This window comes from Nocardia sp. NPDC003269, from assembly GCF_042888005.1.
Classification (GTDB): domain Bacteria; phylum Actinomycetota; class Actinomycetes; order Mycobacteriales; family Mycobacteriaceae; genus Nocardia.
The window spans coordinates 226834-249365 of the sequence record NZ_JBIAPA010000002.1 but is presented as its reverse complement, the minus strand read 5'-3'; the positions used below and the strand labels follow the sequence as shown (position 1 = coordinate 249365).

25 protein-coding genes are annotated in these 22532 nt (G+C 69.6%); 11 read left to right on the top strand and 14 right to left on the bottom strand.

The features are described 5' to 3' along the window. Nucleotides 1–61: 61 nt before the first annotated feature. Both mtrA and ACFYWJ_RS11845 read right to left on the bottom strand, forming a co-directional pair. The gene (mtrA, locus tag ACFYWJ_RS11850) at nt 62–739 is read right to left on the bottom strand and encodes an MtrAB system response regulator MtrA (protein WP_019048752.1); all 678 of its coding nucleotides are present in this window, start codon (nt 737–739) and stop codon (nt 62–64) included. A gap of 77 nt (nt 740–816) precedes the next feature. After that, nucleotides 817–1464: a dTMP kinase gene (locus ACFYWJ_RS11845; protein ID WP_355276147.1), complete on the bottom strand. Its 648-nt coding sequence runs from the start codon at nt 1462–1464 to the stop codon at nt 817–819. 271 nt (nt 1465–1735) lie between these two features. On the opposite strand from ACFYWJ_RS11845, the gene ACFYWJ_RS11840 reads away from it, so the two are divergent. Next, nucleotides 1736–1993, top strand: a complete 258-nt coding sequence (locus ACFYWJ_RS11840) for a hypothetical protein (RefSeq protein ID WP_355276149.1) — start codon at nt 1736–1738, stop codon at nt 1991–1993. Nucleotides 1994–2057: 64 nt separating this feature from the next. Here ACFYWJ_RS11840 and ahcY read toward each other — a convergent pair whose 3' ends face one another. From ahcY to cofD, 9 genes are all read right to left on the bottom strand, one after another. Then, nucleotides 2058–3539: an adenosylhomocysteinase gene (gene ahcY / locus ACFYWJ_RS11835; RefSeq protein WP_355276151.1), complete on the bottom strand. Its 1482-nt coding sequence runs from the start codon at nt 3537–3539 to the stop codon at nt 2058–2060. A gap of 80 nt (nt 3540–3619) precedes the next feature. Further along, complete coding sequence (locus ACFYWJ_RS11830; protein ID WP_387163462.1) at nt 3620–4720, bottom strand: alkane 1-monooxygenase; 1101 nt, start codon at nt 4718–4720, stop codon at nt 3620–3622. Between the two features lie 179 nt (nt 4721–4899). After that, entirely contained in the window at nt 4900–5568 is a 669-nt protein-coding gene (locus tag ACFYWJ_RS11825; RefSeq protein ID WP_355276152.1) for a TetR family transcriptional regulator, read from the bottom strand. Then, nucleotides 5565–5747 (bottom strand): rubredoxin, encoded by a 183-nt coding sequence (locus tag ACFYWJ_RS11820; protein WP_189026616.1) that lies wholly within the window; start codon nt 5745–5747, stop codon nt 5565–5567. Before ACFYWJ_RS11820 ends, ACFYWJ_RS11825 begins: the two co-directional genes overlap by 4 nt. Next, nucleotides 5744–5917 (bottom strand): rubredoxin, encoded by a 174-nt coding sequence (locus ACFYWJ_RS11815; protein ID WP_218718627.1) that lies wholly within the window; start codon nt 5915–5917, stop codon nt 5744–5746. The genes ACFYWJ_RS11820 and ACFYWJ_RS11815 overlap by 4 nt, the downstream gene beginning before the upstream one ends. Continuing rightward, entirely contained in the window at nt 5914–7149 is a 1236-nt protein-coding gene (locus ACFYWJ_RS11810) for an alkane 1-monooxygenase (protein WP_355276154.1), read from the bottom strand. The genes ACFYWJ_RS11815 and ACFYWJ_RS11810 overlap by 4 nt, the downstream gene beginning before the upstream one ends. A 195-nt stretch (nt 7150–7344) precedes the next feature. After that, entirely contained in the window at nt 7345–7869 is a 525-nt protein-coding gene (locus tag ACFYWJ_RS11805) for an NUDIX domain-containing protein (RefSeq protein WP_355276156.1), read from the bottom strand. Continuing rightward, nucleotides 7866–9212: a coenzyme F420-0:L-glutamate ligase gene (locus tag ACFYWJ_RS11800; RefSeq protein WP_355276158.1), complete on the bottom strand. Its 1347-nt coding sequence runs from the start codon at nt 9210–9212 to the stop codon at nt 7866–7868. The genes ACFYWJ_RS11805 and ACFYWJ_RS11800 overlap by 4 nt, the downstream gene beginning before the upstream one ends. Beyond that, complete coding sequence (gene cofD, locus ACFYWJ_RS11795; RefSeq protein ID WP_355276160.1) at nt 9209–10195, bottom strand: 2-phospho-L-lactate transferase; 987 nt, start codon at nt 10193–10195, stop codon at nt 9209–9211. The genes ACFYWJ_RS11800 and cofD overlap by 4 nt, the downstream gene beginning before the upstream one ends. Nucleotides 10196–10695: 500 nt before the next feature. On the opposite strand from cofD, the gene ACFYWJ_RS11790 reads away from it, so the two are divergent. From ACFYWJ_RS11790 to ACFYWJ_RS11755, 8 genes are all read left to right on the top strand, one after another. Beyond that, on the top strand, nt 10696–10929 hold the full coding sequence (locus ACFYWJ_RS11790; RefSeq protein ID WP_133733920.1) for a WhiB family transcriptional regulator: 234 nt from the start codon (nt 10696–10698) through the stop codon (nt 10927–10929). Nucleotides 10930–11075: 146 nt separating this feature from the next. Further along, nucleotides 11076–11558, top strand: a complete 483-nt coding sequence (locus tag ACFYWJ_RS11785) for a metallopeptidase family protein (RefSeq protein ID WP_218718623.1) — start codon at nt 11076–11078, stop codon at nt 11556–11558. 84 nt (nt 11559–11642) lie between these two features. After that, nucleotides 11643–12017, top strand: a complete 375-nt coding sequence (locus ACFYWJ_RS11780; RefSeq protein ID WP_355276550.1) for a DUF3499 domain-containing protein — start codon at nt 11643–11645, stop codon at nt 12015–12017. Between the two features lie 102 nt (nt 12018–12119). Continuing rightward, nucleotides 12120–13499: a phosphomannomutase/phosphoglucomutase gene (locus tag ACFYWJ_RS11775; RefSeq protein WP_355276162.1), complete on the top strand. Its 1380-nt coding sequence runs from the start codon at nt 12120–12122 to the stop codon at nt 13497–13499. A 115-nt stretch (nt 13500–13614) separates the two neighbouring features. Next, complete coding sequence (locus ACFYWJ_RS11770; protein WP_355276164.1) at nt 13615–14838, top strand: tobH protein; 1224 nt, start codon at nt 13615–13617, stop codon at nt 14836–14838. Next, nucleotides 14838–16058 carry a mannose-6-phosphate isomerase, class I gene (gene manA / locus ACFYWJ_RS11765; protein ID WP_355276166.1) on the top strand — a complete coding sequence of 407 codons (1221 nt, stop codon included), beginning with the start codon at nt 14838–14840 and terminating at the stop codon, nt 16056–16058. The genes ACFYWJ_RS11770 and manA overlap by 1 nt, the downstream gene beginning before the upstream one ends. An 82-nt stretch (nt 16059–16140) precedes the next feature. Then, a complete protein-coding gene (locus tag ACFYWJ_RS11760) occupies nt 16141–17061 on the top strand; it encodes a cation diffusion facilitator family transporter (RefSeq protein ID WP_355276167.1) in 921 nt (306 codons plus the stop codon). A 116-nt stretch (nt 17062–17177) separates the two neighbouring features. Beyond that, a complete protein-coding gene (locus ACFYWJ_RS11755) occupies nt 17178–18116 on the top strand; it encodes a cation transporter (protein WP_355276168.1) in 939 nt (312 codons plus the stop codon). Nucleotide 18117: 1 nt separating this feature from the next. On the opposite strand, the gene ACFYWJ_RS11750 is transcribed toward ACFYWJ_RS11755, so the two are convergent. After that, nucleotides 18118–19587, bottom strand: a complete 1470-nt coding sequence (locus ACFYWJ_RS11750) for an NAD(P)/FAD-dependent oxidoreductase (RefSeq protein WP_355276169.1) — start codon at nt 19585–19587, stop codon at nt 18118–18120. Between the two features lie 96 nt (nt 19588–19683). Continuing rightward, nucleotides 19684–20259 (bottom strand): TetR/AcrR family transcriptional regulator, encoded by a 576-nt coding sequence (locus tag ACFYWJ_RS11745; RefSeq protein ID WP_355276171.1) that lies wholly within the window; start codon nt 20257–20259, stop codon nt 19684–19686. Nucleotides 20260–20369: 110 nt separating this feature from the next. Between ACFYWJ_RS11745 and ACFYWJ_RS11740 the strand changes: the two genes are divergently transcribed. Together ACFYWJ_RS11740 and ACFYWJ_RS11735 are read left to right on the top strand one after the other, a co-directional pair. Beyond that, entirely contained in the window at nt 20370–20798 is a 429-nt protein-coding gene (locus ACFYWJ_RS11740) for a DUF4267 domain-containing protein (protein ID WP_355276173.1), read from the top strand. Between the two features lie 78 nt (nt 20799–20876). Beyond that, complete coding sequence (locus tag ACFYWJ_RS11735; RefSeq protein WP_355276174.1) at nt 20877–21095, top strand: DUF4287 domain-containing protein; 219 nt, start codon at nt 20877–20879, stop codon at nt 21093–21095. Nucleotides 21096–21146: 51 nt separating this feature from the next. Here the strand turns inward: ACFYWJ_RS11735 and ACFYWJ_RS11730 are convergent, their stop codons facing one another. Further along, on the bottom strand, nt 21147–22499 hold the full coding sequence (locus ACFYWJ_RS11730; protein WP_355276176.1) for a cation:dicarboxylate symporter family transporter: 1353 nt from the start codon (nt 22497–22499) through the stop codon (nt 21147–21149). Nucleotides 22500–22532 lie beyond the last annotated feature (33 nt).

Here is a 22532-nt window from a genome sequence, read left to right as displayed (position 1 = left end):
AGGCGCTGACGCTGTACCGGCAGGTCGACCGTCGGTCACAGCGGCGCCTCACAGGTACCGATCACGGCGGTCCGGCCTTGTAGCCGACTCCGCGGACGGTCAGCACGATCTCCGGGTTCTCCGGATCCTTCTCGACCTTGGCGCGTAGTCGCTGCACGTGCACGTTGACCAGGCGGGTATCGGCGGCGTGCCGGTAGCCCCAGACCTGTTCGAGCAGCACCTCACGGGTGAACACCTGGCGCGGCTTGCGCGCGAGCGCGACCAGCAGGTCGAACTCCAGCGGGGTGAGCGAGATCTGCGCGCCGCCGCGGGTCACCTTGTGCGCGGGCACATCGATGACGATGTCGGCGATCGAGAGCAGCTCGGCGGGCTCGTCCTCGGTACGGCGCAGCCGCGCGCGCACCCGGGCGACGAGTTCCTTCGGCTTGAACGGCTTGACGATGTAATCGTCGGCACCGGACTCCAGACCGAGCACCACGTCGACCGTGTCGGTCTTGGCGGTGAGCATCACGATCGGAACGCCGGAATCGGCCCGGAGCACACGGCATACGTCGATGCCGTTCATCCCGGGCAGCATCAGGTCCAGCAACACCAGGTCGGGGCGGATCTCCCGCACCGCCGACAGGGCCTGCGTGCCGTCGCCGACCACGTGCGGGTCGAACCCTTCCCCGCGCAAGACGATGGTCAGCATCTCAGCGAGTGCCATATCGTCGTCGACGACCAGAATCTTGGGCTTCATAGTCCTATGTTGTCATCTCCCAGGCCAGGATCGGGCTGCCACGCCATTAATGATGTGAACCCGTCGCGTATCCAACCTTATCCGGCAAAGATTTCCGAGCAGAGGGTGAGTAGGGCGGGCCTATCGTCATCGGATCGGTATGTCCACCAGCGACCGAACCAGTCGCGGTCGGCCAGCTCACGATAGACCTCCCCGGTGCGGTGCTGCAGACCGCCGTCGCGCTCGTAGGCGTCCAGGGCGCGGGCGGTGTCGAGTTCACCACGGCGGCGGGCACGTTCGGCCGCGACCTCGGTGGGCAGGTCGATCAGCACGGTGAGGTCGGGCACCGGCAGCGCGAGCCTGCCGAACTCCAGATCGCCCACCCAGGACACGATTTCACCGTCGGCGTCCTGCCCGGCCCTGGCCGCGGAATAGGCGGCGTTGGAGGCCACCCAGCGGTCCAGGACGACGATGTCGTTGGCGTCCAACAGGTTCGACAGCTCCGCATTCGCGTCGGCGCGGTCGAGGGCGAACATGATCGCCATCGCGTTGATCGACCCGGCGAGGTCGCCGTGCCCGCCCCGCAGGGCCTCGGCGGCCAGATCGGCGTGGATCGATCGGCCGTATTGCGGAAAGGCCAGGCGGCCTGCCCGCAGCCCCTTTCCGGACAATTCGTCGATCAGCCCGTCGATCAGCGTCCGTTTACCGGCGCCGTCGAGGCCTTCCACCGCAATCAGCACGCCCATGAGCGGTGAGATTACCCGGCCGGGGGCGGCGAACCGCGCAGGCCCCACCCCGGAATCACCGGCGGCCGCCGCGGTGCGACGACGAGCCGGGCGACCAACCACTGTGTCGTCCGACGCGCCGGGCCGATGGCGACCGGATTACCCGTTTCACCTCCCGACAATGGTCTGAAGTGGTCTCATTCCAGAGTCCTCGGCGGATCGGCTCCGTCCGGGCTACCGGGGCGCACGCCAACCCAGCGCCCGCGCCGGGCCGCTCGATCCAGGAGTCATCATGCTCAACCGAACCGTTCTCCGTGCCGCCGTGGCCGCCGCCGCGCTCGGCATCGCCCTCGCGGGCTCCGGCGTCGCGACCGCCGCGCCGACGGCCGACCCCATCGGCCGCGGCGACCACGCGCGCAGCGGCTCGGCCGCCCTGCTCAGCGGCTCGGCCGAGGCGGGCTCCGCCGCGGCGGGCTCCGCGGCCGAACTCGCCGCCTGCGCCCTCCTGGAAGCTGTCATCCCGCTGCCGGTCTGCCTGCTGCTGGTCTGATCCCCCTGAACACGACGGTGGCCCGCCGACCATCAGGTCGACGGGCCATCGTTCGTTCAGCGGCTCAGTAGCGGTAGTGCTCCGGCTTGTACGGGCCCTCCACGTCCACGCCGATGTACTCGGCCTGGTCCTTGGTGAGCTTGGTCAGCGTGCCGCCGAGTGCCTCGACGTGGATGCGCGCGACCTTCTCGTCCAGGTGCTTGGGCAGCCGGTAGACCTCGTTGTCGTACTCCTCCGGCTTGGTCCACAGCTCGATCTGCGCGATGACCTGGTTGGAGAAGCTGTTCGACATGACGAACGAGGGGTGGCCGGTGGCGTTGCCCAGGTTCAGCAGGCGACCCTCCGACAGCACGATGATCGCCTTGCCCGAGTCGAAGGTCCACAGGTCGACCTGCGGCTTGATCTCGAGGCGGTGGGCGCCCGAGCGCTCCAGCGCGGCCATATCGATCTCGTTGTCGAAGTGACCGATGTTGCCGAGGATGGCCTGGTCCTTCATCGCCTTCATGTGCTCGAGGGTGATGATGTCCTTGTTGCCCGTCGAGGTGATGACGATGTCGGCGTTGCCGATCGCCTGCTCCACGGTGACCACGTCGTAGCCGTCCATCAGCGCCTGCAGCGCGTTGATCGGGTCGATCTCGGTGACCTGCACGCGCGCGCCCTGGCCAGCCAGCGACTCCGCGCAGCCCTTGCCGACGTCGCCGTAGCCGCAGATCAGCACCTTCTTGCCACCGATGAGCACGTCGGTGCCGCGGTTGATGCCGTCGATCAGCGAGTGGCGGGTGCCGTACTTGTTGTCGAACTTCGACTTGGTGACCGAGTCGTTGACGTTGATCGCCGGGAACACCAGCTCACCCGCGGCGGCGAACTGGTACAGCCGCAGCACGCCGGTGGTGGTCTCCTCGGTGACGCCCTTGACCGCGTCGGCGATGACACTCCACTTGGTCTTGTCGGCCTCGAGGCTCTCGCGCAGCAGGTTGAGGAACACCTTGTACTCGGCCGAGTGGTCGGCGTCCTCGGGCGGCACCACGCCGGCCTTCTCGAACTGCGCGCCGCGCAGCACGAGCATGGTCGCGTCGCCACCGTCGTCGAGGATCATGTTGGCGGGCTCGCCCGGCCAGGTGAGCATCTGCTCGGCGGCCCACCAGTACTCCTCCAGCGTCTCGCCCTTCCAGGCGAAGACGGGGGTGCCCTTGGGCTCGTCGACGGTGCCGTTGGGCCCGACGACGATGGCCGCGGCCGCGTGATCCTGGGTGGAGAAGATGTTGCACGAAGCCCAGCGCACCTGCGCGCCCAGAGCGACGAGCGTTTCGATCAGGACGGCGGTCTGCACCGTCATGTGCAGCGATCCGGAGATGCGCGCGCCCTTCAGCGGCTGCACATCGTGGTATTCGCGGCGCAGAGCCATCAGGCCGGGCATCTCGTGCTCGGCGAGGCGGATCTCCTTGCGGCCGAATTCGGCCAGCGAGAGATCTGCCACCTTGTAATCGATGCCGTTGCGAACGTCAGCGGTCAGCTCGGTGCGCGCGGGAAGTTCTGAGGTCGTCATCAGCCTCTCCTGGTAGTCAGTACCGAGGCAAGGCTACCGCGTGCGCGCCCGCCCGTTTCCCGGTCCTCGGCGGGCGGCGGTCAGGCCGCGGCGCGGTATCGGGCCAGCAAACGCCGCTCCTTGGGCGGCGCGACATTGGCCAGCGACAGATCGCCGCCGTAATGGGCGGCCACCTTGGGGTCCATCACCGCGCGCCACAGCGGCGGCACCGCCGCCAGCAGCAGCATCGTGGCGTAGCCGGCGGGCAGCTGCGGCGATTCCTCGGTGGAACGCAGGGTCTGATAGCGGCGGCCTGGGTTGGCGTGATGGTCGCTGTGGCGCTGCAGATGGAACAGGAAGATGTTGGTGACCAGGCGGTCGCTGTTCCAGCTGTCGCGCGGGGAGCAGCGTTCCCAGCGGCCGTTGGGCTTGCGGGCGCGCAGCAGTCCGTAGTGCTCGACGTAGTTCACGGCCTCCAGCAGTCCGAAGCCGATGACGGCCTGCAGGACCAGCCAGGGCGCGATCGCGGGCCCGAACGCCAGCAGCAGCGAACCGAACAGCACCGCGCTCATCGACCACGCCTGCAGGATGTTGTTCTTGGTGCTCCACCAGCCCCGGCCCTGCCTGGCCAGCCGGGCCCGCTCGAGCTGGATCGCGGAGCGGAAGCCGCCGATCACGCTGCGCGGCAAGAACTCCCACAGCGACTCCCCCAGCCGGGCGCTGGCCGGGTCCTCGGGGGTCGCGACCCGGGCGTGATGACCGCGATTGTGCTCGACGAAGAAGTGCCCGTACCCGGACTGGGCGAGCGCGATCTTCGACAGCAATCTTTCGGCACTCTCGACCCGGTGCCCCAATTCGTGGGCGGCGTTGATGCCGATCCCGCTGACGAAGCCGACCGTGGCGGCCAGCCCGAGCTTGTCGACGACGTCCAGATCGTCGCCCGCCCACATCGCGCAGGCGATCACCAGACCGATCAGCTGCACGGGCAGGAACAGGTAGGTGCACCACCGGTAGTACCGGTCCGAAGAGAGCGCTTCGTAGTCCTCGTCGCGCGGATTGTTGCCGTCCTCGCCGACGATCCAGTCCAGCACCGGAATGGCGATGAGCACGATCACCGGCCCGATCCACCAGAGCACTTCGGCCTTCGTGTGGTATACGAGCTGGGAGGGCAACAGTGCCGACGCGGGAGCGATCAGCCCCAAGGCCCATAGATACCGTTTGGGATCACGAAATCCCCCCGGTTTGCCAACCGTTTGCACGCACGCTCCGCTGTAAAAAAACTAATCGCCGACCGATGTGAATACTGACAGACCGTAGGCGCGTTACACAGAGTCACGCCGCCAAACGTGGTGACGGTTACACGGTGGCGAATCAGAGCCGATCAGACACCGGAGTGATCGCCGTCACCGAGCGGTGCCCGGATGCCGCGTACCTGCACGATCGCTTCGACGTACGGACTCAGCAGCGCGCTCATCTCGGCGGGCGCGTCCCGCTCCGGCACCGGCGGGTTCGGGATGTAGCTCAGCGCGATCCGCACCAGGGCGTGCGCGAGCACATCGGCCTCGGCGTCGGTGGCGTCGACCCAGCTGCGCTGGAACACCACGCCCAACCGCGCGGTGGCGTGCTCGAGCAGAGGGCCAGCGTCGAGGGTGATCAGCCGCAGCAGGTCCGGCTTCATCTCCCCGGCCAGCAGCGAGCGCACCAGCGGGTCGGCCGCGGCCGAGAGGAAGAACCCGGTCATGCCGACCCGGATGGCGGCGCGGGCGTCGCCGACATTGTCGTCGAGCGCCTCGCGCACATGGTCGACGAGTTCGTCTGCCAGCCGCAGCGCGTAGGCCTGCGACAGACCAGCACGCGATCCGAACTCGTTGTAGAGCGTCTGCCTGCTGACGCCGGCGCGCGCCGCGACGTCACCGAGCGTGATCTTGGACCAATCACGCTCGGTGAGCAGTTCGCGCATCCCGTCCAGGACGGAGCTGCGCAGCAATTCCCGCGCGGCCTCCTGATACGGGATGCGCGATCCGGTGCGCGGCGTGCCCGCGACGCTCACGAACGTTCGATCTCGACCATGAAGAAGTCGGACTTGGCCGCGCCGCAGTCGGGGCAGGTCCAGTTGTCCGGGATGTCCTCCCACTTGGTGCCGGGGGCGATGTTGTCATCGGGCCAGCCCTGCGCCTCGTCGTATTCGAACCCGCACTGCACACACTGGTAGAGCTTGTACTCGGTCACCGCGATACTCCTACCGCCTCGAAGTCGATCTTCTCCCGCACCCCGCAGTCCGGACAGCACCAGTCGTCGGGAACCGACGCCCAAGGCGTGCCGGCCGGAAATCCCTCTCGCGGGGCTCCTTTCGTTTCGTCGTAGACATAATCACAGACCGGGCAGCGGTACGCACTCATGCCGGATTCTCCTGTCCGTACCGGGCGAGCACCCGCCCGCGATGCTTCGGTTCGATATTGGCGCGGGTGACGTCGCCCGCGTAGTGCGCGAGCACGCGCTTGTCCATCACCCTGCGCCAGATGGGCGGGAAGTAGGCGATCAGGATCATGCTCGCGTAGCCGCTGGGCAGGTTGGGCGCACCGTCCCAGCTGCGCAGCGTCTGATAGCGGCGGGTGGGGTACGCGTGGTGGTCGCTGTGCCGCTGCAGGTGGTACAGGAAGATGTTGGTGACGATGTGGTCGCTGTTCCAGCTGTGCTCGGGCGCGGGCCGCTCGTAGCGTCCGGTCGCCGTCTTCTGCCGGACCAGGCCGTAGTGCTCGAGGTAGTTCACCGACTCGAGCAGACTGAAACCGACGACGGCCTGCAGGATCAGATACGGCAGCACCTCGATGCCGAAGACCGCGATCAGGCCCAGCCACAGCACCACCGACATCGCCCAGGCGTTGAGCACGTCGTTGCGCAGTGTCCACGGGCTCTTGCCCAGCCGGTGCAGGCGCTCCTTCTCCAGATGCCAGGCCGAGCGGAAGCTGCCCCACACCGTGCGCGGCCAGAACGACCAGAACGTCTCGCCGATGCGGGCGCTGGCCGGATCCTCGGGGGTGGCGACGCGGACGTGGTGCCCGCGGTTGTGCTCGATGTAGAAGTGCCCGTAGAACGACTGCGCCAGCGCGATGCGCGCGAGCCAGCGCTCCAGATCGACCTTCTTGTGGCCGAGTTCGTGCGCGGTGTTGATGCCGATTCCGCCGATCATGCCGACGCTGATCGCGATGCCGATCTTGTCCACCACGTTGGCCCCGCCGGGGAAGCCGAGCCAGTGCAGGTTCGGCGCGGTGATGATGTAGCAGGCGAAGATCAGCGAGGCGTACTGGAACGGCAGGTACAGGTAGGTCAGGTAGCGGTAGTACTTGTCGTTCTCCAGGTACTCCATCACCTCGTCCGGCGGATTGTCGCCGTCGGGCCCGAAGAACAGGTCCGCGATCGGGATCACGACGTAGACCAGCACCGGCCCGAGCCAGAACGGCACTTCGGCCAGGCGGTGCCAGCCGAGCTGGTTGAGTCCCCAGATCAGGGGGATCGCGATCGTGAACAATCCGGTCGGGGCGAACAGGCCCCACAACCAGAGATAGCGCTTGGAATCGCGCCACTGCGGGGGCGCCACCCGCTGTTCGGACGCGTTGGCATCTGTCGACATCGTCGTCTCCATCCTGCGACACACCTCACACCTGTGATGTGCGTAACTCTCTGTCACAGACGATAGGTCCCGATTTGTCCGGCGTCTAGACAAATTCGCAGATTTGTAAAGCTGCAACAGTCGGATAACGGAACAGCGACCGTGCCCACCTGGGCACGATCGCTGTCATCGCAGGTCGGAGACCTATTCAGGGTCCTATACGCCCACCAGCAGGACATCGGCGCCGGCCGGTAGCCCGGCCACCGGCCACCACCGCAGATCCGTCGACTCGGCGCTGCGAACGGGCACCGCGCCCGGCGGCGCGACGATCTCGAACAGCAGGTCCAGATGCCGCGTCGGCACCCCGAGCGAGCAGGTGATCGGGTGCGCCTGCGCGCCGTACAGACCCGGCGTCAGACGCAGGTCCGCGATGCCCGACTCCTCCACCGCCTCGCGCAGCGCGGCGTCGGCGACCGTCTCGTCCCCTGGCTCGCAGTGCCCGCCGAGCTGGATCCAGCGGCCCACCCGCGGATGCAGGGTCAGCAGGATCTCGCTGCGGTCGTGCGAGAGCACGATCGCCGAGGCGGTGATGTGCCCCGGCGCGTGCTCGCGCAGGCACCCGCGCGGCGCCGAACCGAGAAACGCCAGCATCGCCTCCCGCAGCGACCGGTCCTGGCCGGACTCCGGCTGCCAGTCGGTGAGCAGCTCGGTGGCCGAGGCGTGCAGCGACTCCGCGCTCACAGTTCGACCAGGCCGGCGCCCGGCGAGCCGACCGTGCGCGGCGCGGGTTCGTCGAGCGGCACACCGATCGCGATGGCGCCCAACGGCATCCAGTCCTCGTCCAGGCCCAGGGTCTCGCGGACGAGCTCGGGGGCGAAGATCGTCGACCCGATCCAGCAGCTGCCGAGGCCGTCGGCGGCCAGCGCCACCAGCAGGCCCTGCACCGCGGCGCCGACCGCGACCGTGAACATGGTCTGCTCGGCAGCCTGGCGACGGGCGTCGGGATAGTCGTGCGCGCCGTCGGGCACGCAGAACGGGATGATCACCTCGGGGGCGTCGAACAGGATGCGCCCGCGCGCGACCCGGCGCTCCACCCGCTCGGGGTCGAGCCCGTCGGCGGCCAGATCGGCCCGCCACTGCTCGGCCATCGCCTCGAGCAGCTGGGCGCGCAGCTTCGGCTTGCGCAGCCAGACGAAGCGCACCGGGCGGGTGTGATGCGGTGCGGGCGCCGTCAGCCCGACCGCGACGGCGGCCCTGATCCGTTCCGGGTCGACCGGCTCGTCGGCGAAGGCACGGATCGAACGCCGCAGCGGCACAGCCTCTTTGCGGCCCATCTCGATCGCCTCGGCGGTGCCGAGCCAGAACAGGTCGTCGATGCCGCCGCGCAGCAGCGCCGCCGCGCTCGAGCCGTCGTCGTCGGTCGCCAGGCCGCGCACCACCGCGACCGGGACGCCGCCGAGCTTGCCCTTGACCAGGTCGGCGGCGGCGGCGAGTTCGTCGGCGACGGCCACCTGGGTGACGTGCAGTTCGTTGCCCTGGCCGTCGACCGCGCCCGCGTAGTCGTGCAGCACGCGCAGCCCGGCCGCGCCGATCGCGGCGTCGATCTGGCCGTTGCGCCAGGCCCGGCCCATGGTGTCGGTGATGACCACGGCCACGTTCACCCCGAGCCGCTGGGCCAGCGCGGCCCGCAGCGACTTGGCGCTGGCGTCGGGATCGGTCGGCAGCAGCACCAGTTCGCCCTCGGCCACGTTCGAACCGTCGACGCCGGACGCGGCCTGCACGATGCCGAGCCGGTTCTCGGTGATGAGGGTGCGGCCCTTGCGGGCGAGCACCCGCACCGCCTCGTCGTCGACCAGCTTGCGGCGGGCGGTGTCGCGCTCCTCCGGATCGGTCGGCGCGGCGACGATGCGGCCCTCGGCCTTGGAGACGATCTTGCTGGTGACCACGACGACGTCGCCGTCGGCCAGCCACGGCGCCTGTGCGGCAAGGTGTTCGGCGACGTCGTCGCCGGGCCGGAACTCCGGCAGGCCGGTCACCGGCAGGATGCGCAGCTCGTCGGCCGCGTGGTCGGGCAGTACGCTCACGGCTTCACTCCCGCCAATTCCAGTGCGGCACGGGCCATCTCGGCCGTGGCCTCGGGGTCGGTCATCAGCAGCGGCACGCTGCGCACCTCGACGCCGGGCACGTCGGCGGTGTCGGTGGAGTGCACCAGCCAGCCGTCGAGGATGCCGGTGGCCGAGCGGGCGCCGTAGTGCCGCCCGATCGCCTCGGCGGTGGATTCCACGCCGATCACCGACAGGCACTCATCGGCCATGCCGCGCAACGGCTTTCCGTCGATCACCGGCGACAGGCCGATGACCTTCGCCTCGGTGGTGCGCAGCGCGCCCCTGATCCCGGGCACGGCGAGGATCGCGCCGATGCTCACGACGGGGTTCGACGGGGCCAGCAACACCGCGTCGGCGGACGCTATGATTTCGGTCACATCAGGGGCCGGAGCGGCCTGTTCGGCGCCGATCGAGGCGAATCCGTGCGTCGGGAGCGCCGCGCGGTAGCGCACCCACCATTCCTGGAAGTGGATCGCGCGACGTTCGCCGGCGTTGTCGGGATCGCTGACGACGACGTGGGTTTCACAGCGATCGTCGGTAGCCGGAATCAGGCGCACGCCCGGCTGCCACCGATTGCACAGCGCCTCGGTGACCGCGGACAGCGGATATCCGGCGCGCAGCATCTCGGTGCGGATGAGATGGGTGGCGATATCGCGATCGCCGAGGCCGAACCAATCGGGCTGGGCGTTGTACTTCGCCAGCTCCTCTTTCGCGTGCCAGGTCTCGTTCGCGTGGCCCCACCCGCGCTCGGGGTCGATGCCGCCACCGAGGGTGTACATGCAGGTGTCGAGGTCGGGACAGATGCGAAGCCCGTGCATCCAGACGTCGTCGCCGACGTTGACGATGGCGGAGATGTCGGCGTCGGGCAGCAGCTGCCTGACGCCTTGCAGGAACCGTGCACCGCCGACGCCGCCGACCAGAACGGCGATCTTGGGCTCGCGCACCGCGTGTTGTGCAGTCACAGGGTCACAGCCTAAGCGGTGGGGGTTGCCGATTGATTTCGCGGCGAATTCCGGCAAAGTTGCTGGTCATTTGCCACAGCACATAACAAGATCAAAACGAAAGGCGGGTGCGGAGTGTAACGGAAGGGTGACGGCGGGTTGACCACCGGCGAGTGCGGCGTGTCTAATCACAGACATGTCATTCCGGTCACCGCGATAGGGCATAGCGCGGGGGCGTTTGCGAGAGGGTGTTGGCTCGCCGGAAGACAGGTTCGGGGAAGCCCGCGAGACTACATCGCGGTGTTCGGCCGTCGGGGTCCGCGTTGGCCCGGCGGAAAGAATCTTTCTGCGCTAACACATAGTGAGGAGGCGGAACGATGACCGAAGACATGGTCTCGCCGACCGATTCCACAGCAGGCGCAGCTCACGCTGTCTGCGCCGACACGAGCTGGCCGGAACCGGACGTGGTAAGCGAAGTCGCGGCCCCCCGGCTGAGTCTGGTCGTGACGGGCTTCGACGAGATGTTCGAGTCCATCGAAGAGCAGTGGCAGGAGCGCGCTCTGTGCGCTCAGACAGACCCCGAGGCGTTCTTCCCCGAGAAGGGCGGCTCGACCCGTGAGGCCAAGCGCATCTGCCTGGGCTGCGAGGTGCGCGATCAGTGCCTGGAATACGCACTGGCGCACGACGAACGTTTCGGTATCTGGGGCGGTCTCTCGGAACGAGAGCGTCGCAGGCTGAAGCGCGGAATCGGCTGAGAGAATGTTCGAAAGTAGACTCTGAGGCTCCAGCCCGGAGCACGCAGGCGCAGTACGTCGGTGCTTCGGGCGCACGCCCAGTAGTCGCGCCGTCCCCAGGCTCGACGGGCACGACCAGGTGCACGCGAGAAAGGTGGACGACTCCCATGGCACGTTCCCGGCGTCATACCCCGGCGCCCACCGCCCGCTCGGTGACCCGCCGCGGCCGTGGTGTCCGTGGACCCATGCTCCCGCCCACCGTTCCCGCGTGGCGCACGAGGGGGCAGAAATTCGACCGGCTGGTGCTCGAGGCCTTCGCCCCGCTGGACACCCGCTGGCACGATCGCCTCACCAAACTCGACATCGCCGTCGACGATGTACCGAAAATCCGTCCGCTGCACCCTGATTCGGTCACCTGGCCGGACGAGGTGGTGGCCGACGGGCCGGTGCCGCTGTCGCGGTTGATCCCCGCGGGCGTCGACCGGCACGGCGCGGCCACCCGCGCCAGGGTGGTGCTGTTCCGCAAGCCGCTGGAACTGCGCGCCGCCGATCCGGACGATCTCGTGGAGCTGCTGCGCGAGGTCCTCGTCCAGCAGATCGCCACCTATCTCGGCGTCGACCCGGACCTGATCGATCCCGAGCCCGAATAACGACCCGCCGATAACGGGACGTATCACCGCGTGTCCGTATCCACTTTTGCGGGCCGGAGGGCTAATCTCGACGTCGTGATCCCCATGCGTCGTTGCTGCCGACCCGGCTGCAAGAACCCGGCTGTAGCGACGCTGACGTATGTGTACTCCGACTCGACCGCCGTCGTCGGACCACTGGCCACCGTCGCCGAACCGCACTCCTGGGATCTGTGCGAGACCCACGCCTGCCGCATCACCGCCCCCAAGGGCTGGGAACTGGTGCGCCACGAAGGCGGATTCTCCTCGAGCACACCCGACGACGACGATCTGACCGCCCTGGCCGAGGCCGTGCGCGAAGCGGGCCTGCGCCGCCGCCCCGCCGACGCCGATCAGCCCGGCTACCGCGACAGCTCGACCCCGCCGCCGCGCACCACGCGGACCGGCCGCCGCGGCCATCTGCGCGTCCTCCCCGACCCGTAGGCCGTCCGCTCCTCGCGAAACCGGACCGGAAATCCGCTGGTCACCGTCCCCGCGCCCAGGTACATGCGGAACCGCCGGGCGCGCACCACTAGGGTGAGAACCATGACGACTGTCGCGCGCTCTGGCGAACTCGTGAACGCCGTGATCAAGGCTTATGACGTCCGCGGGGTAGTGGGCGAACAGATCGATGCAGGATTCGTCGGAGATGTCGGCGCCTCCTTCGCCCGGCTGATGCGCGCCGAAGGCGCGACCCGGGTCGTGATCGGCCACGACATGCGCGAGTCCTCCCCCGAACTGTCGGCGGCCTTCGCCGCGGGCGTGCGGGCCCAGGGCCTGGATGTGGTGCACATCGGCCTGGCCTCGACCGACCAGCTCTACTTCGCCTCGGGCAAGCTCGGCTGCCCCGGCGCCATGTTCACCGCCAGCCACAATCCGGCCCGCTACAACGGCATCAAGCTGTGCCGCGCGAACGCGCTGCCGGTCGGCCAGGACACCGGGCTGGCCACCATCTCGGCCGAGATCGTCGCCGGCGTGCCCGCCTTCGACGGCACGCCCGGCACCGAGACGAGCACCGACCTGCTGGCCGACTACGCGAGCTTCCTGCGCGAGCTGGTCGACCTCGACGACATCCGCCCGCTGACCATCGCGGTCGACGCGGGCAACGGCATGGGCGGCCACACCGTGCCCGCCGTCCTCGGCACGCTCGGCCCGGTCACCATCGTGCCGCTGTACTTCGAACTCGACGGCTCGTTCCCCAACCACGAGGCCAACCCGCTCGACCCGAAGAACCTGGTCGACCTGCAGGAGCTGGTGCGCCGCAGCGGCGCCGACATCGGCCTGGCCTTCGACGGCGACGCCGACCGCTGCTTCGTCGTCGACGAGCGCGGCGAGCCGGTCTCCCCGTCCGCGATCACCGCGCTGGTGGCCCAGCGTGAGCTCGCCAAGGAGCCGGGCGCGACGATCATCCACAACCTGATCACCTCGCGCGCGGTGCCCGAGCTGGTGGAGGAGCTGGGCGGCAAGCCGGTGCGCACCCGGGTGGGTCACTCGTTCATCAAGCAGGAGATGGCGTCGGAGGGCGCGGTCTTCGGCGGCGAGCACTCCGCGCACTACTACTTCCGCGATTTCTGGGGTGCCGATTCGGGCATGCTGGCCGCGCTGCACGTGCTGGCCGCCCTCGGTGAGGGTCCGCGTCCGGTCTCGGAGCTGATGGCCGCCTACGACGTCTACGCGGCCTCCGGCGAGATCAACTCGACCGTGGCCGACGCGGCCGAGCGCACCGCCGCGGTGCTCGCCGCGTTCGCCGACCGGACCGTCTCGGTGGACCGCCTCGACGGCGTCACCGTCGACCTCGGCGACCACGCCTGGTTCAATCTGCGCGCCTCGAATACCGAACCGCTGCTTCGACTCAACGTCGAAGCCGGATCGCAGGCCGAAGTAAACGCACTCGTGACCGAGATTCTGAGCATCGTCCGCGCCTGACTGGGAAAATGAAACCAGTACCGGTGCCGACTGGAATAGTGGAATCACAGACCTGGTATTCGCCGACGGCTCGCCGGCAGACGACACAGCGCGATGAGGGGAGGTGGGATCGGCGATGATCGCTGGCACACCCGTATTCGACCTCGACGATGCCGCGTCGCTGGAGGCGGCCGATACCGGCGGCGCCTTGCGTTCGGCGGCTTCGGGCGGCGCGCAGGTCCGCGCCACGGCCGCGGCGGTGGCCGAGACCTCGCTCACCGAACGCCTCGCCGAGCTGCGTCCGCGCAGCCTGGTCCTCGTCTCCGGTTCGGGCCGGGCGGCCCGTGCCGCCGGCCTGCTGGTCGCCACCCTCGGTGACCGGGCCGGGCTGCCGATCGTGCCCGTCACCGCGCTGCCGCCGTGGGTCGGTCCGCTCGACGTGGTGCTGGTGGCCGGCGACGACGCGGGCGACCCGCGCCTGATCGATGCCGTCGACCGCGCGCTGCGCCGCAGTGCCGAGGTCATCGTCGCCGCGCCCAACGAGGGTCCGCTGCGCGCGGTGGCCGCCGGTCGCGCGACCGTGCTCGAACCGCGCGTGCCCGTCCTCGACCACAACCGGCTGCTGCGGTTCCTCGCCGTCGGCATCGCGGTGCTGCGCGGGGTCGACGCCCAGCGCAGCGTGCCGGCCACCCCCGACCTGACCGAACTGGCCGACATGCTCGACGCCGAGGCGCTGCGCGACGGCCCGCACAACGAGGTCTTCCACAATCCGGCCAAGACGCTGGCCGCGCGGATGCACGGGGTCGGCGTCGTCCTCGCGGGCGATTCCCCCGCCGCGGTCGAGCTGGCCGGACACGGTGCCGAGGTGCTGCTGCAGTCGGCGGGCAGGCTGGCCGCGGCCGCCGATCTGGCCGACACGGTCGCCGCCGTCGGGCGGCTGGCCGAGGCGGCCGGTGGCGCCGCACCGGGTTTCGATCCGCTCTTCCACGACGAGGAACTCGACGGTCCGGCCCCGGTCGACCGGGTGCGGGTGCTCGCGCTGAGCGTGCATCCCGATCAGGCCGCCGCGCGGCGCAAGCTGGCGGTGTTCGACGGTGTCGGCGGCGGGCTCGTCGACGCCGATCTGGTGCACGCCGACGTCGACGTGCTGCAGACCCAGCTGGCCGAGCCGGGGTCCGCCCCGACCACGGACAGCGCCGCTGCCACCTCCGCCGCAGGGGGCGGACACGGCAGCGAGATCGAGCAGCTGGCGGTGCTGGCCTTGCGCCTGGACATGGCCGCTGCCTATCTCCGGCTGACGGGGGCGCGCGGCCCGGCCGCGCCCGGCCCGGACCCATACCACGACGGGGGACGCTACTAGTGCAGGAACTCGTTGGTGCGCTGCGTTCCTACGCCTGGGGATCGCGCACCGCGCTCGCTCAGCTGTGCGGTCGGCCGGTGCCGTCGGCGCATCCGGAAGCCGAACTGTGGTTCGGCGCCCATCCCGCCGACCCGGCCCACGTGAAGGTCGCCGACGGCACCCGCTCGCTACTCGAGGTCGTCGCCGCCGATCCGGCGCGGGAACTCGGCGCCGTCGCCGACACCTTCGGCACCCGGCTGCCGTTCCTGCTGAAGATCCTCGCCGCCGAGGAACCGCTGTCGCTGCAGGCCCACCCCAGCTCGGCGCAGGCGCGAGCCGGCTTCGAACGGGAGAACCGCACCGGGGTGCCGCTGGACTCGCCCATGCGCAACTACCGCGACGACAGCCACAAGCCCGAACTCGTGGTGGCGCTGGGCCGGTTCGAGGCGCTGGCCGGATTCCGCGACCCGCACCGCACCGTCGACCTGCTGCGCGCCCTGGACGTGCCCGGCCTCAACATCTACGGCGAACTGCTTGCCGCCCAGCCCGATTCGGCCGGGCTGCGCACACTGTTCACCACCTGGATCACGCTGCCCGCGGCGGCGCTGTCGGCGCTGCTGCCCGCGGTGCTCGAGGGCTGCGTGCGCTACCTGTCCGGCAAGGGCGATCGCGCCTTCACCGCCGAGGTGCGCACCGCGCTGGAGCTGGCCGAGGCCTACCCCGGCGACGCGGGCGTGCTGGCCGCGCTGCTGCTGAACCGGCTGACGCTCGAGCCGGGCCAGGCCCTCTACCTCGACGCGGGCAACCTGCACGCCTACCTGCGTGGCGTCGGCGTGGAGATCATGGCCAACTCCGACAACGTGTTGCGCGGCGGTCTCACCCCCAAGCACGTCGACGTGCCGGAACTGCTGCGGGTGCTCGACTTCGAGCCGATCGACCTGCCGGTGATCGAACCGGAGCTCGGTGCCGACGGTGGCGTCCGGTATCGCACGCCCGCACCGGAGTTCGCGCTGTGCCGGTTCGATCTGTCCGCCGACGCCGAGCCGGTGGCGCTGGCCGATGCCGGGCCCGGCATCGTGCTGTGCACCGAGGGCACCGTCGAGCTGTCCCAGAACGGGCGTGCGCTCACCATCGCGTGCGGCAGCGCGGCGTGGATCTCCGCGGCCGACACCGAGATCAAGGCCCGCGCGATCGGCGGGGCCGCGCAGCTGTTCAGCGCCTGCGTCGGCGCCGGGAACTGACACCGAAGCGCACTTTTCACGCCCCTCCCCTTAGGCTGTTGCGGGCACAAGCGTGTACAGCGGAGAGAAGGGCGGGCCGGGTATGTCGGCTGGTGGTGGCAAGAAGGCGATCATCGCCGCGTTGACGGCCAACGCGGGAATCGCGGTGTCGAAGTTCGTCGGCGCGGCGATCACCGGATCGGCGTCGATGATGGCGGAGGCGGTGCACTCGGTCGCCGACACGGCCAACCAGGGTCTGCTGCTGTTCGGTCAGCGCGCGGCGGCCAAGGACGCCGACGAGCTGCATCAGTTCGGGTACGGGCGCAATCGCTACTTCTACTCCTTCGTCGTCGCCCTGGTGCTGTTCACCCTCGGCTCGGTGTACGCGATCTACGAGGGCATCCACAAGATCCAGCATCCCGAGGAGCTGAGTCAGCCGATCGTCGCGATCGTCATCCTCGGCATCGCGATCGGCTTGGAGACCTTCAGTTTCATCACCGCGGTCCGCGAGTCCAGGCCGCTCAAGGGCGACGCCAGCTGGTGGCGGTTCATCCGCAACTCGCGCAGCCCCGAGCTGCCGGTGGTGCTGCTCGAGGACACCGGCGCGCTCATCGGTCTGGTGATCGCGTTCGGCGCCGTCGGCCTGACCATGGTCACCGATGATCCGATCTTCGACGGCATCGGCACCCTGGCCATCGGTGTGCTGCTCGGCGTCATCGCGGTCGTGCTGATCGTGGAGATGAAGAGCCTGCTGATCGGCGAGGGCGCGACCCCGGAGCAGGACGACGCCATCCGCGCCAATCTGGTCGACGGCGCGAAGATCACCTCGGTGATCCACCTCAAGACCGAGTACCTGGGCCCGGAGGAGATGCTGGTCGCCGCCAAGGTCGCGATCGCGCCGGACCTCGACATCGCCGACATCGCCGAGGCCATCGACTCCGCCGAGGTGCGGGTGCGCGCCGCGGTGCCCACCGCGCGGCTGATCTACCTGGAGCCCGATCTGTACCGGACCCAGTCCGTCTGATCCGTCCGGCGCACCGAATCGCCGTCGTCCCGCCCGGGACGGCGGCGATTCGCTTCGGTCGACACGTCCTCGCGCCGGGGTGGTCCGGCGCGGTCGAGCGGGTACGGTTCGGTGCCATGGCCGGTGCGGGTGGAGAGAGCAAGATCGCGATCGTCGCCGCGCTGGCGGCGAACGCGGGCATCATGACCGCGAAGTTCATCGGCGCGTTCATCACCGGCTCGTCGTCGATGCTCGCCGAGTCCGTGCACTCGGTGGCCGACACCGCCAACGAGGCGCTGCTGCTGGTCGGGCAGCATCGGGCGGGCCGGGACCCGGACACGCTGCACCCGTTCGGGTATTCGCGCAACCGGTACTTCTATTCGTTCGTCGTCGCGCTGGTGCTGTTCACCATGGGCTCGCTGTTCGCGGTGAACGAGGCGATCCACAAGATCATGTCGCCGCACGGGATCGAGTCGCCGTCGGTCGCGATCGTGATCCTGCTGGTGTCGATGGTGCTCGAGGGCTTCAGCTTCCGCACCGCGCGCAAGCAGTCCGCGCCGTTGAAGGGCGAGCGCGGCTGGTGGCATTTCATCCGCACCACCCGCAATCCCGAGCTGCCGGTGGTGCTGCTCGAGGACCTGGGCGCGCTGATCGGTCTGGTATTCGCGCTGGCCGGGGTGAGCCTGACGATGCTCACCGGCAACGGGGTGTGGGACGGCATCGGCACCCTGTTGATCGGCCTGCTGCTCGGCGTGAACGCGATCGTACTGATCGTCGAGACGAAGAGCCTGCTCATCGGCGAGGGCGCCACGGCCAAGGAGGACACCGCGATTCGCGGCGCCCTGCTCGCCGACCCCCGCATCGTGCGGGTCGTCCGGATCCAGACCCAGTACCTCGGTCCGGAGGATCTGCTGGTGAACGCCAAGATCGCGATGCGCCCCGGGCTCGACATCAGCGAGGTGGGCGCGGCCATCGACGACGCCGACCACCGCATCCGGGTGGCAGCGCCACACGTCTGCACCGTCTACCTGGAACCCGACGTCTTCCGGCCCGAATCGGTCCGCGCGACACCCTGATTCAGTGGTAGGCGGGGGCCGCGCCGCGCAGGAGGTCGAGGGGGTCGGTGACGATGCCGAAGCGGGTGCGTAGCAGCTGGCGGGCGGCGTGCAGGCCGGGCATGCCGTGTACGCCGGGGCCGGGTGGGGTCGACGACGAGCACAGGTAGGTGCCGGGGATCGGGGTGGAGTAGGGGTTCCAGCGGGCCAGTGGGCGGAAGGCGGTCTGGCGCAGGGTCATCGCGCCCGCGGAGATGTCGCCGCCGACATAGTTGGCGTTGTGCGCGGGCATGAAGGCCGCCGGGGTCACGTGTTTCGCCAGGATCAGCTCGCGGAAGCCGGGGGCGAACCGCTCGACCTGGGCGATCACGGTCTCGCTGATGTCGCGGTCGGAGCCGTTGGGGACGTGCGCGTAGGTGTAGAAGGTGTGCTTGCCCTCGGGAGCCCGGGTCGGGTCGACGACGCCGGGCTGGATCGCCAGCACATACGGTCGCTCCGCGAATTCGCCCGCGGCGACGCGGCGTTCGGCGCGCATCGCCTCGGCGCGGGTACCGACCAGGTGCAGGGTGCCCGCCAGCTCGCAGCCGGGCGCGGTCCACGGCACCGGACCCGACAGCGCGAAGTCGACCTTGCAGGCGGCCCCGCCGTAGCGGAACCGGCCGAGGCGCTCGCGATACCGCGAGGGCAGGCGATCCCCGGCGATGCGCAGGAGTTCGGCGGGCGAGGTGTCGAACAGCACGGCGCGCGCCCGCGCCAGTTCGGTGAAGTCGTCGACCCGGTGTCCGGTGACGATCTCGCCGCCGAGCCGTTCCAGCTCGGCGATCAGCGCGTTCGGGATCGCCTGGCTGCCGCCGCGCGGAATCACCCAGCCGCCCGCGTGGGCCAGGGTGCCGAGCAGCAGGGCGGCGCCGACCGCGGGCAGCGCGCGCGGCGGGGTGATCGCGTGGGCGGCCACGCCGGTCAGCAGCGCGGGCGCGACCTCGTCGTGGAAGCGGTTGTTCCACAGGGGCGATCCCTGTTCGAGCAGGCGCAGGCCGAAGCGGACGGCGGTGGGAATCCGGGTCGGCGGATGCCGCAGATCCGACATGGCCAGGTCGACCACGTCGGGCCAGTGCTCGACCAGCGGACCGAACAGCGCACGCCAGGCCGGGCCGTCGCGCCCCAGGTCGGCGATCGTGGATTCGAGGTTGCGCCACGCCAACCCGGCGCTGCCGCCGTCGAGCGGGTGCGCGTAGGAGATGGTGGGGGTCAGCAGGTCGACGCCGTGCGCCGGGAGGTCGAAGGCGCGAAAGAAGGGCGAGGCCAACGCCATCGGATGGGCGCCGGCGCAGATGTCGTGGTGGAAGCCCGGCAGGGTGAGCTCGGCGGTCCGTGACCCGCCGCCCGGCTGTTCCTGAGCCTCGAGCACCCGCACCGAGAGCCCGGCGCGCGCCGCGATCACCGCCGCGGCCAAGCCGTTGGGCCCCGACCCGACTACTACGACCTCAGCCATCCGCTGTCCCTTCGCCCTCGGCCGCCGCGGGCGACCTGCGCCGTCGACTCCAACCTACGCGGCGCGCGGACCGCCGCCGACGAGTCGTCGGTCACCTCAGGCGAAGGCGGCCCAGCTCTCGACCAGCAGGGCGATCCGCCGCTCGCGCAGCTCCGGGCGCAGCCTGCCGCTGCGTTCCAGCGTGGCGATGCCGTGCATGGAAGCCCAGGCCACCTCGGTGCGCGCGCCGAGTTCGTCGCCCTCGGCGCCCGAGCTGAACATCGCCTCGAGGCCGGCGAAGGCGTCGCGCAGCGGCTGCGGGGCGTCCAGGCCGAAGGTGAGATCGGTGGTGAGCACGAAGATCGCGTCGTAGCGGGCCGGGTTGGCGGCGGCGAAGTCGAGGTAGGCGCGGGCGACCTTGTCGAACATCTCGGTGCGGTCGGTCGCGCTCTCCCTGGCCAGGCGCACCTGCTCGGCCAGTTCCACGCAGCCCTGCAGAGCGACGGCGCCGACGATGGCGGCCTTGTTGGCGAAGTGGCTGTAGAGCACCGGCTGGCTGTACTCGATGCGGTCGGCCAGTTTGCGGATGGTGACCGCGTCCCAGCCCTCCGCCTCGGCCAGCTCCCTGGCCGTGTCGATGATCTGCTGATGTCGCTGGGCGCGTTCACGTTCCCTACGGGTTTGCGTGCTCATGCTCGAAATTCTAGCAACGCTAGACAAGAGAGCGGGGCGCACGCTATCGTTCTCCCATCACCTAGCAACGCTAGATTTCAGAGCAGAGCAATACAGACCAGGAGCACACCATGACCGTCTCGCGCACCGCCACCGCCCTCTCCGCACTCGGCGCGGCGTTCATCCTCTACATCGGCCTGAGCTACCTGATCACCCCGGAGACCATCGCCACCGGCTTCGGCCTGCCCACCTGGCCCCAGGGCGACGCGGTGGCCTTCCTGAATCTCAAGGGCGTGCGCGATACCGTCAGCGGCCTCCTGATCATCGCGCTGCTGGCCGCCCGCCAGCGCTTCGCGCTCGGCATCACGATGCTGGTGCTGGCCCTGATCCCGGCCGGCGACATGCTCACGGTGCTGAGCTGGGACGGCTCCCCGGCCGCCGCCTTCGGCATCCACGGCTTCACGGCCGTGCTCGTCGCCCTGGCCGGCGGGCTGCTGCTCCGCGAGCACCGCGCCGGCACCGACGCCACCGTCGACCAGCGGGTCGCCGTCGCGGCGTGACGCCGGTCACTACGCGATGAATTCCGCGCCGCCCCACCGTCTTCACCGACAACGAGCAACCACCGAGGAGGAACCACCATGGCGAACGCACCGCACGGCCCCGCGTCCTACTTCCCCACCATCGAGGCCAAGTACGGCCGCACCGTCGACGAGTGGCTGGCCCTCCTCGGCGCGGCGACGGAGACCAAGCACGCGGCGCTGGTGACCTGGCTCAAGACCGAGCACGGTCTCGGCCACGGGCACGCGACCGCCCTGGTGCAGTACCACCTGAACCCGGACAAGTGGGCGCGCGCCTGATCCCGCGCCCATCGAAAGGCCCCGCGAGCACCGCGGGGCCTTTCGCGTCGGTCACGACACCGGAACGGGTTTCGGCGCCGGTTCCGCGACGTCGACCGGATGATCGTCGACCATCGTCTCCTCGTCGAAGGGCAGTTCGCGATCGAGGACGCGGCGGGCGCGGTCGGCGTCGACGGTCTTGGTCCAGGTGCCGATGAGCAGGGTGGCGACCGCGTTGCCCGAGAAGTTCGTCAGCGCACGGGCTTCGGACATGAAGCGGTCGATGCCGACGATCAGGCCGACACCGTCGAGCAGTTCCGGACGGTGACTCTGCAGGCCACCGGCGAGCGTGGCCAGGCCGGCGCCGGTGACACCCGCGGCGCCCTTGGACGCGATGATCATGAACAGCAGCAGGCCGATCTGCTCCCCCAGGCTCAGCGGCTTGCCCATCGCGTCGGCGATGAAGATCGAGGCCATGGTCAGGTAGATCGCGGTGCCGTCGAGGTTGAACGAATATCCGGTCGGCACAACGACACCCACCGTCGTGCGCTCCACGCCCGCGTGCTCCATCTTCGCCACCAGCCGGGGCAGCGCCGACTCCGAGGACGAGGTCGCCACGATCAGCAGGTACTCGCGCGCCAGGTACCGGCACAGCTTCAGGATCGACACCCCCGAGACCAGTCGCAGCACCACCCCGAGCACGCCGAAGACGAACACCAGGCAGGTCAGGTAGAACGCGATCATCAGCGTCGCCAGCTGCACGACCGCCGACCAGCCGGTTCGGCCCACCACGTTGGCGATCGCGCCGAACGCGCCGATCGGGGCCAGCCACAGGATCATCGACAGGATCCGGAACACCAGCTTCTGCCCGAGCGCGACCGCCCGCAGGATCGGCGCGCCCGCCTCCCCCATCGCCTGCACCGCGAACCCGACCAGCAGTGCGACGAACAGCGCCTGCAGCACGCTGCCCGCGGTCAGCGACGACACCAGCGTCGTCGGCACGATGGCCTGGATGAAGTCCCAGGTGCCGCCCGCGCCGTGCGCCTGCTCGGCGTACTTGGCGCCCGCGCCCGCGGTGCCGGCGCCCAGCCCGGTGCCCGGCTCGATCAGGTTCCCGACGACGAGCCCGATGCCGAGCGCGACCGTCGACATCGCCAGGAAATAGGCGATGGCCAGGCCACCGACCTTGCCGACGGTGGCGGCCGCGCGCACCGATCCGATGCCCAGGACGATCGTGCAGAAGATGACGGGTGCGATCATCATCTTGATCAGGTTCACGAACAGGGTGCCCAGCGGCGCCAGCGACTGACCGAATTCCGGCGCCAGCCGGCCGACCAGGATGCCCGCAAGGACCGCGAAGATCACCGCGATGTACAGCCAATGGGTATGGTCGCGTTTCCGCGATGGTGCGGCGGTTGTGCTCATGGCGCACAATCATCCGGAACCACTGTGACTCCC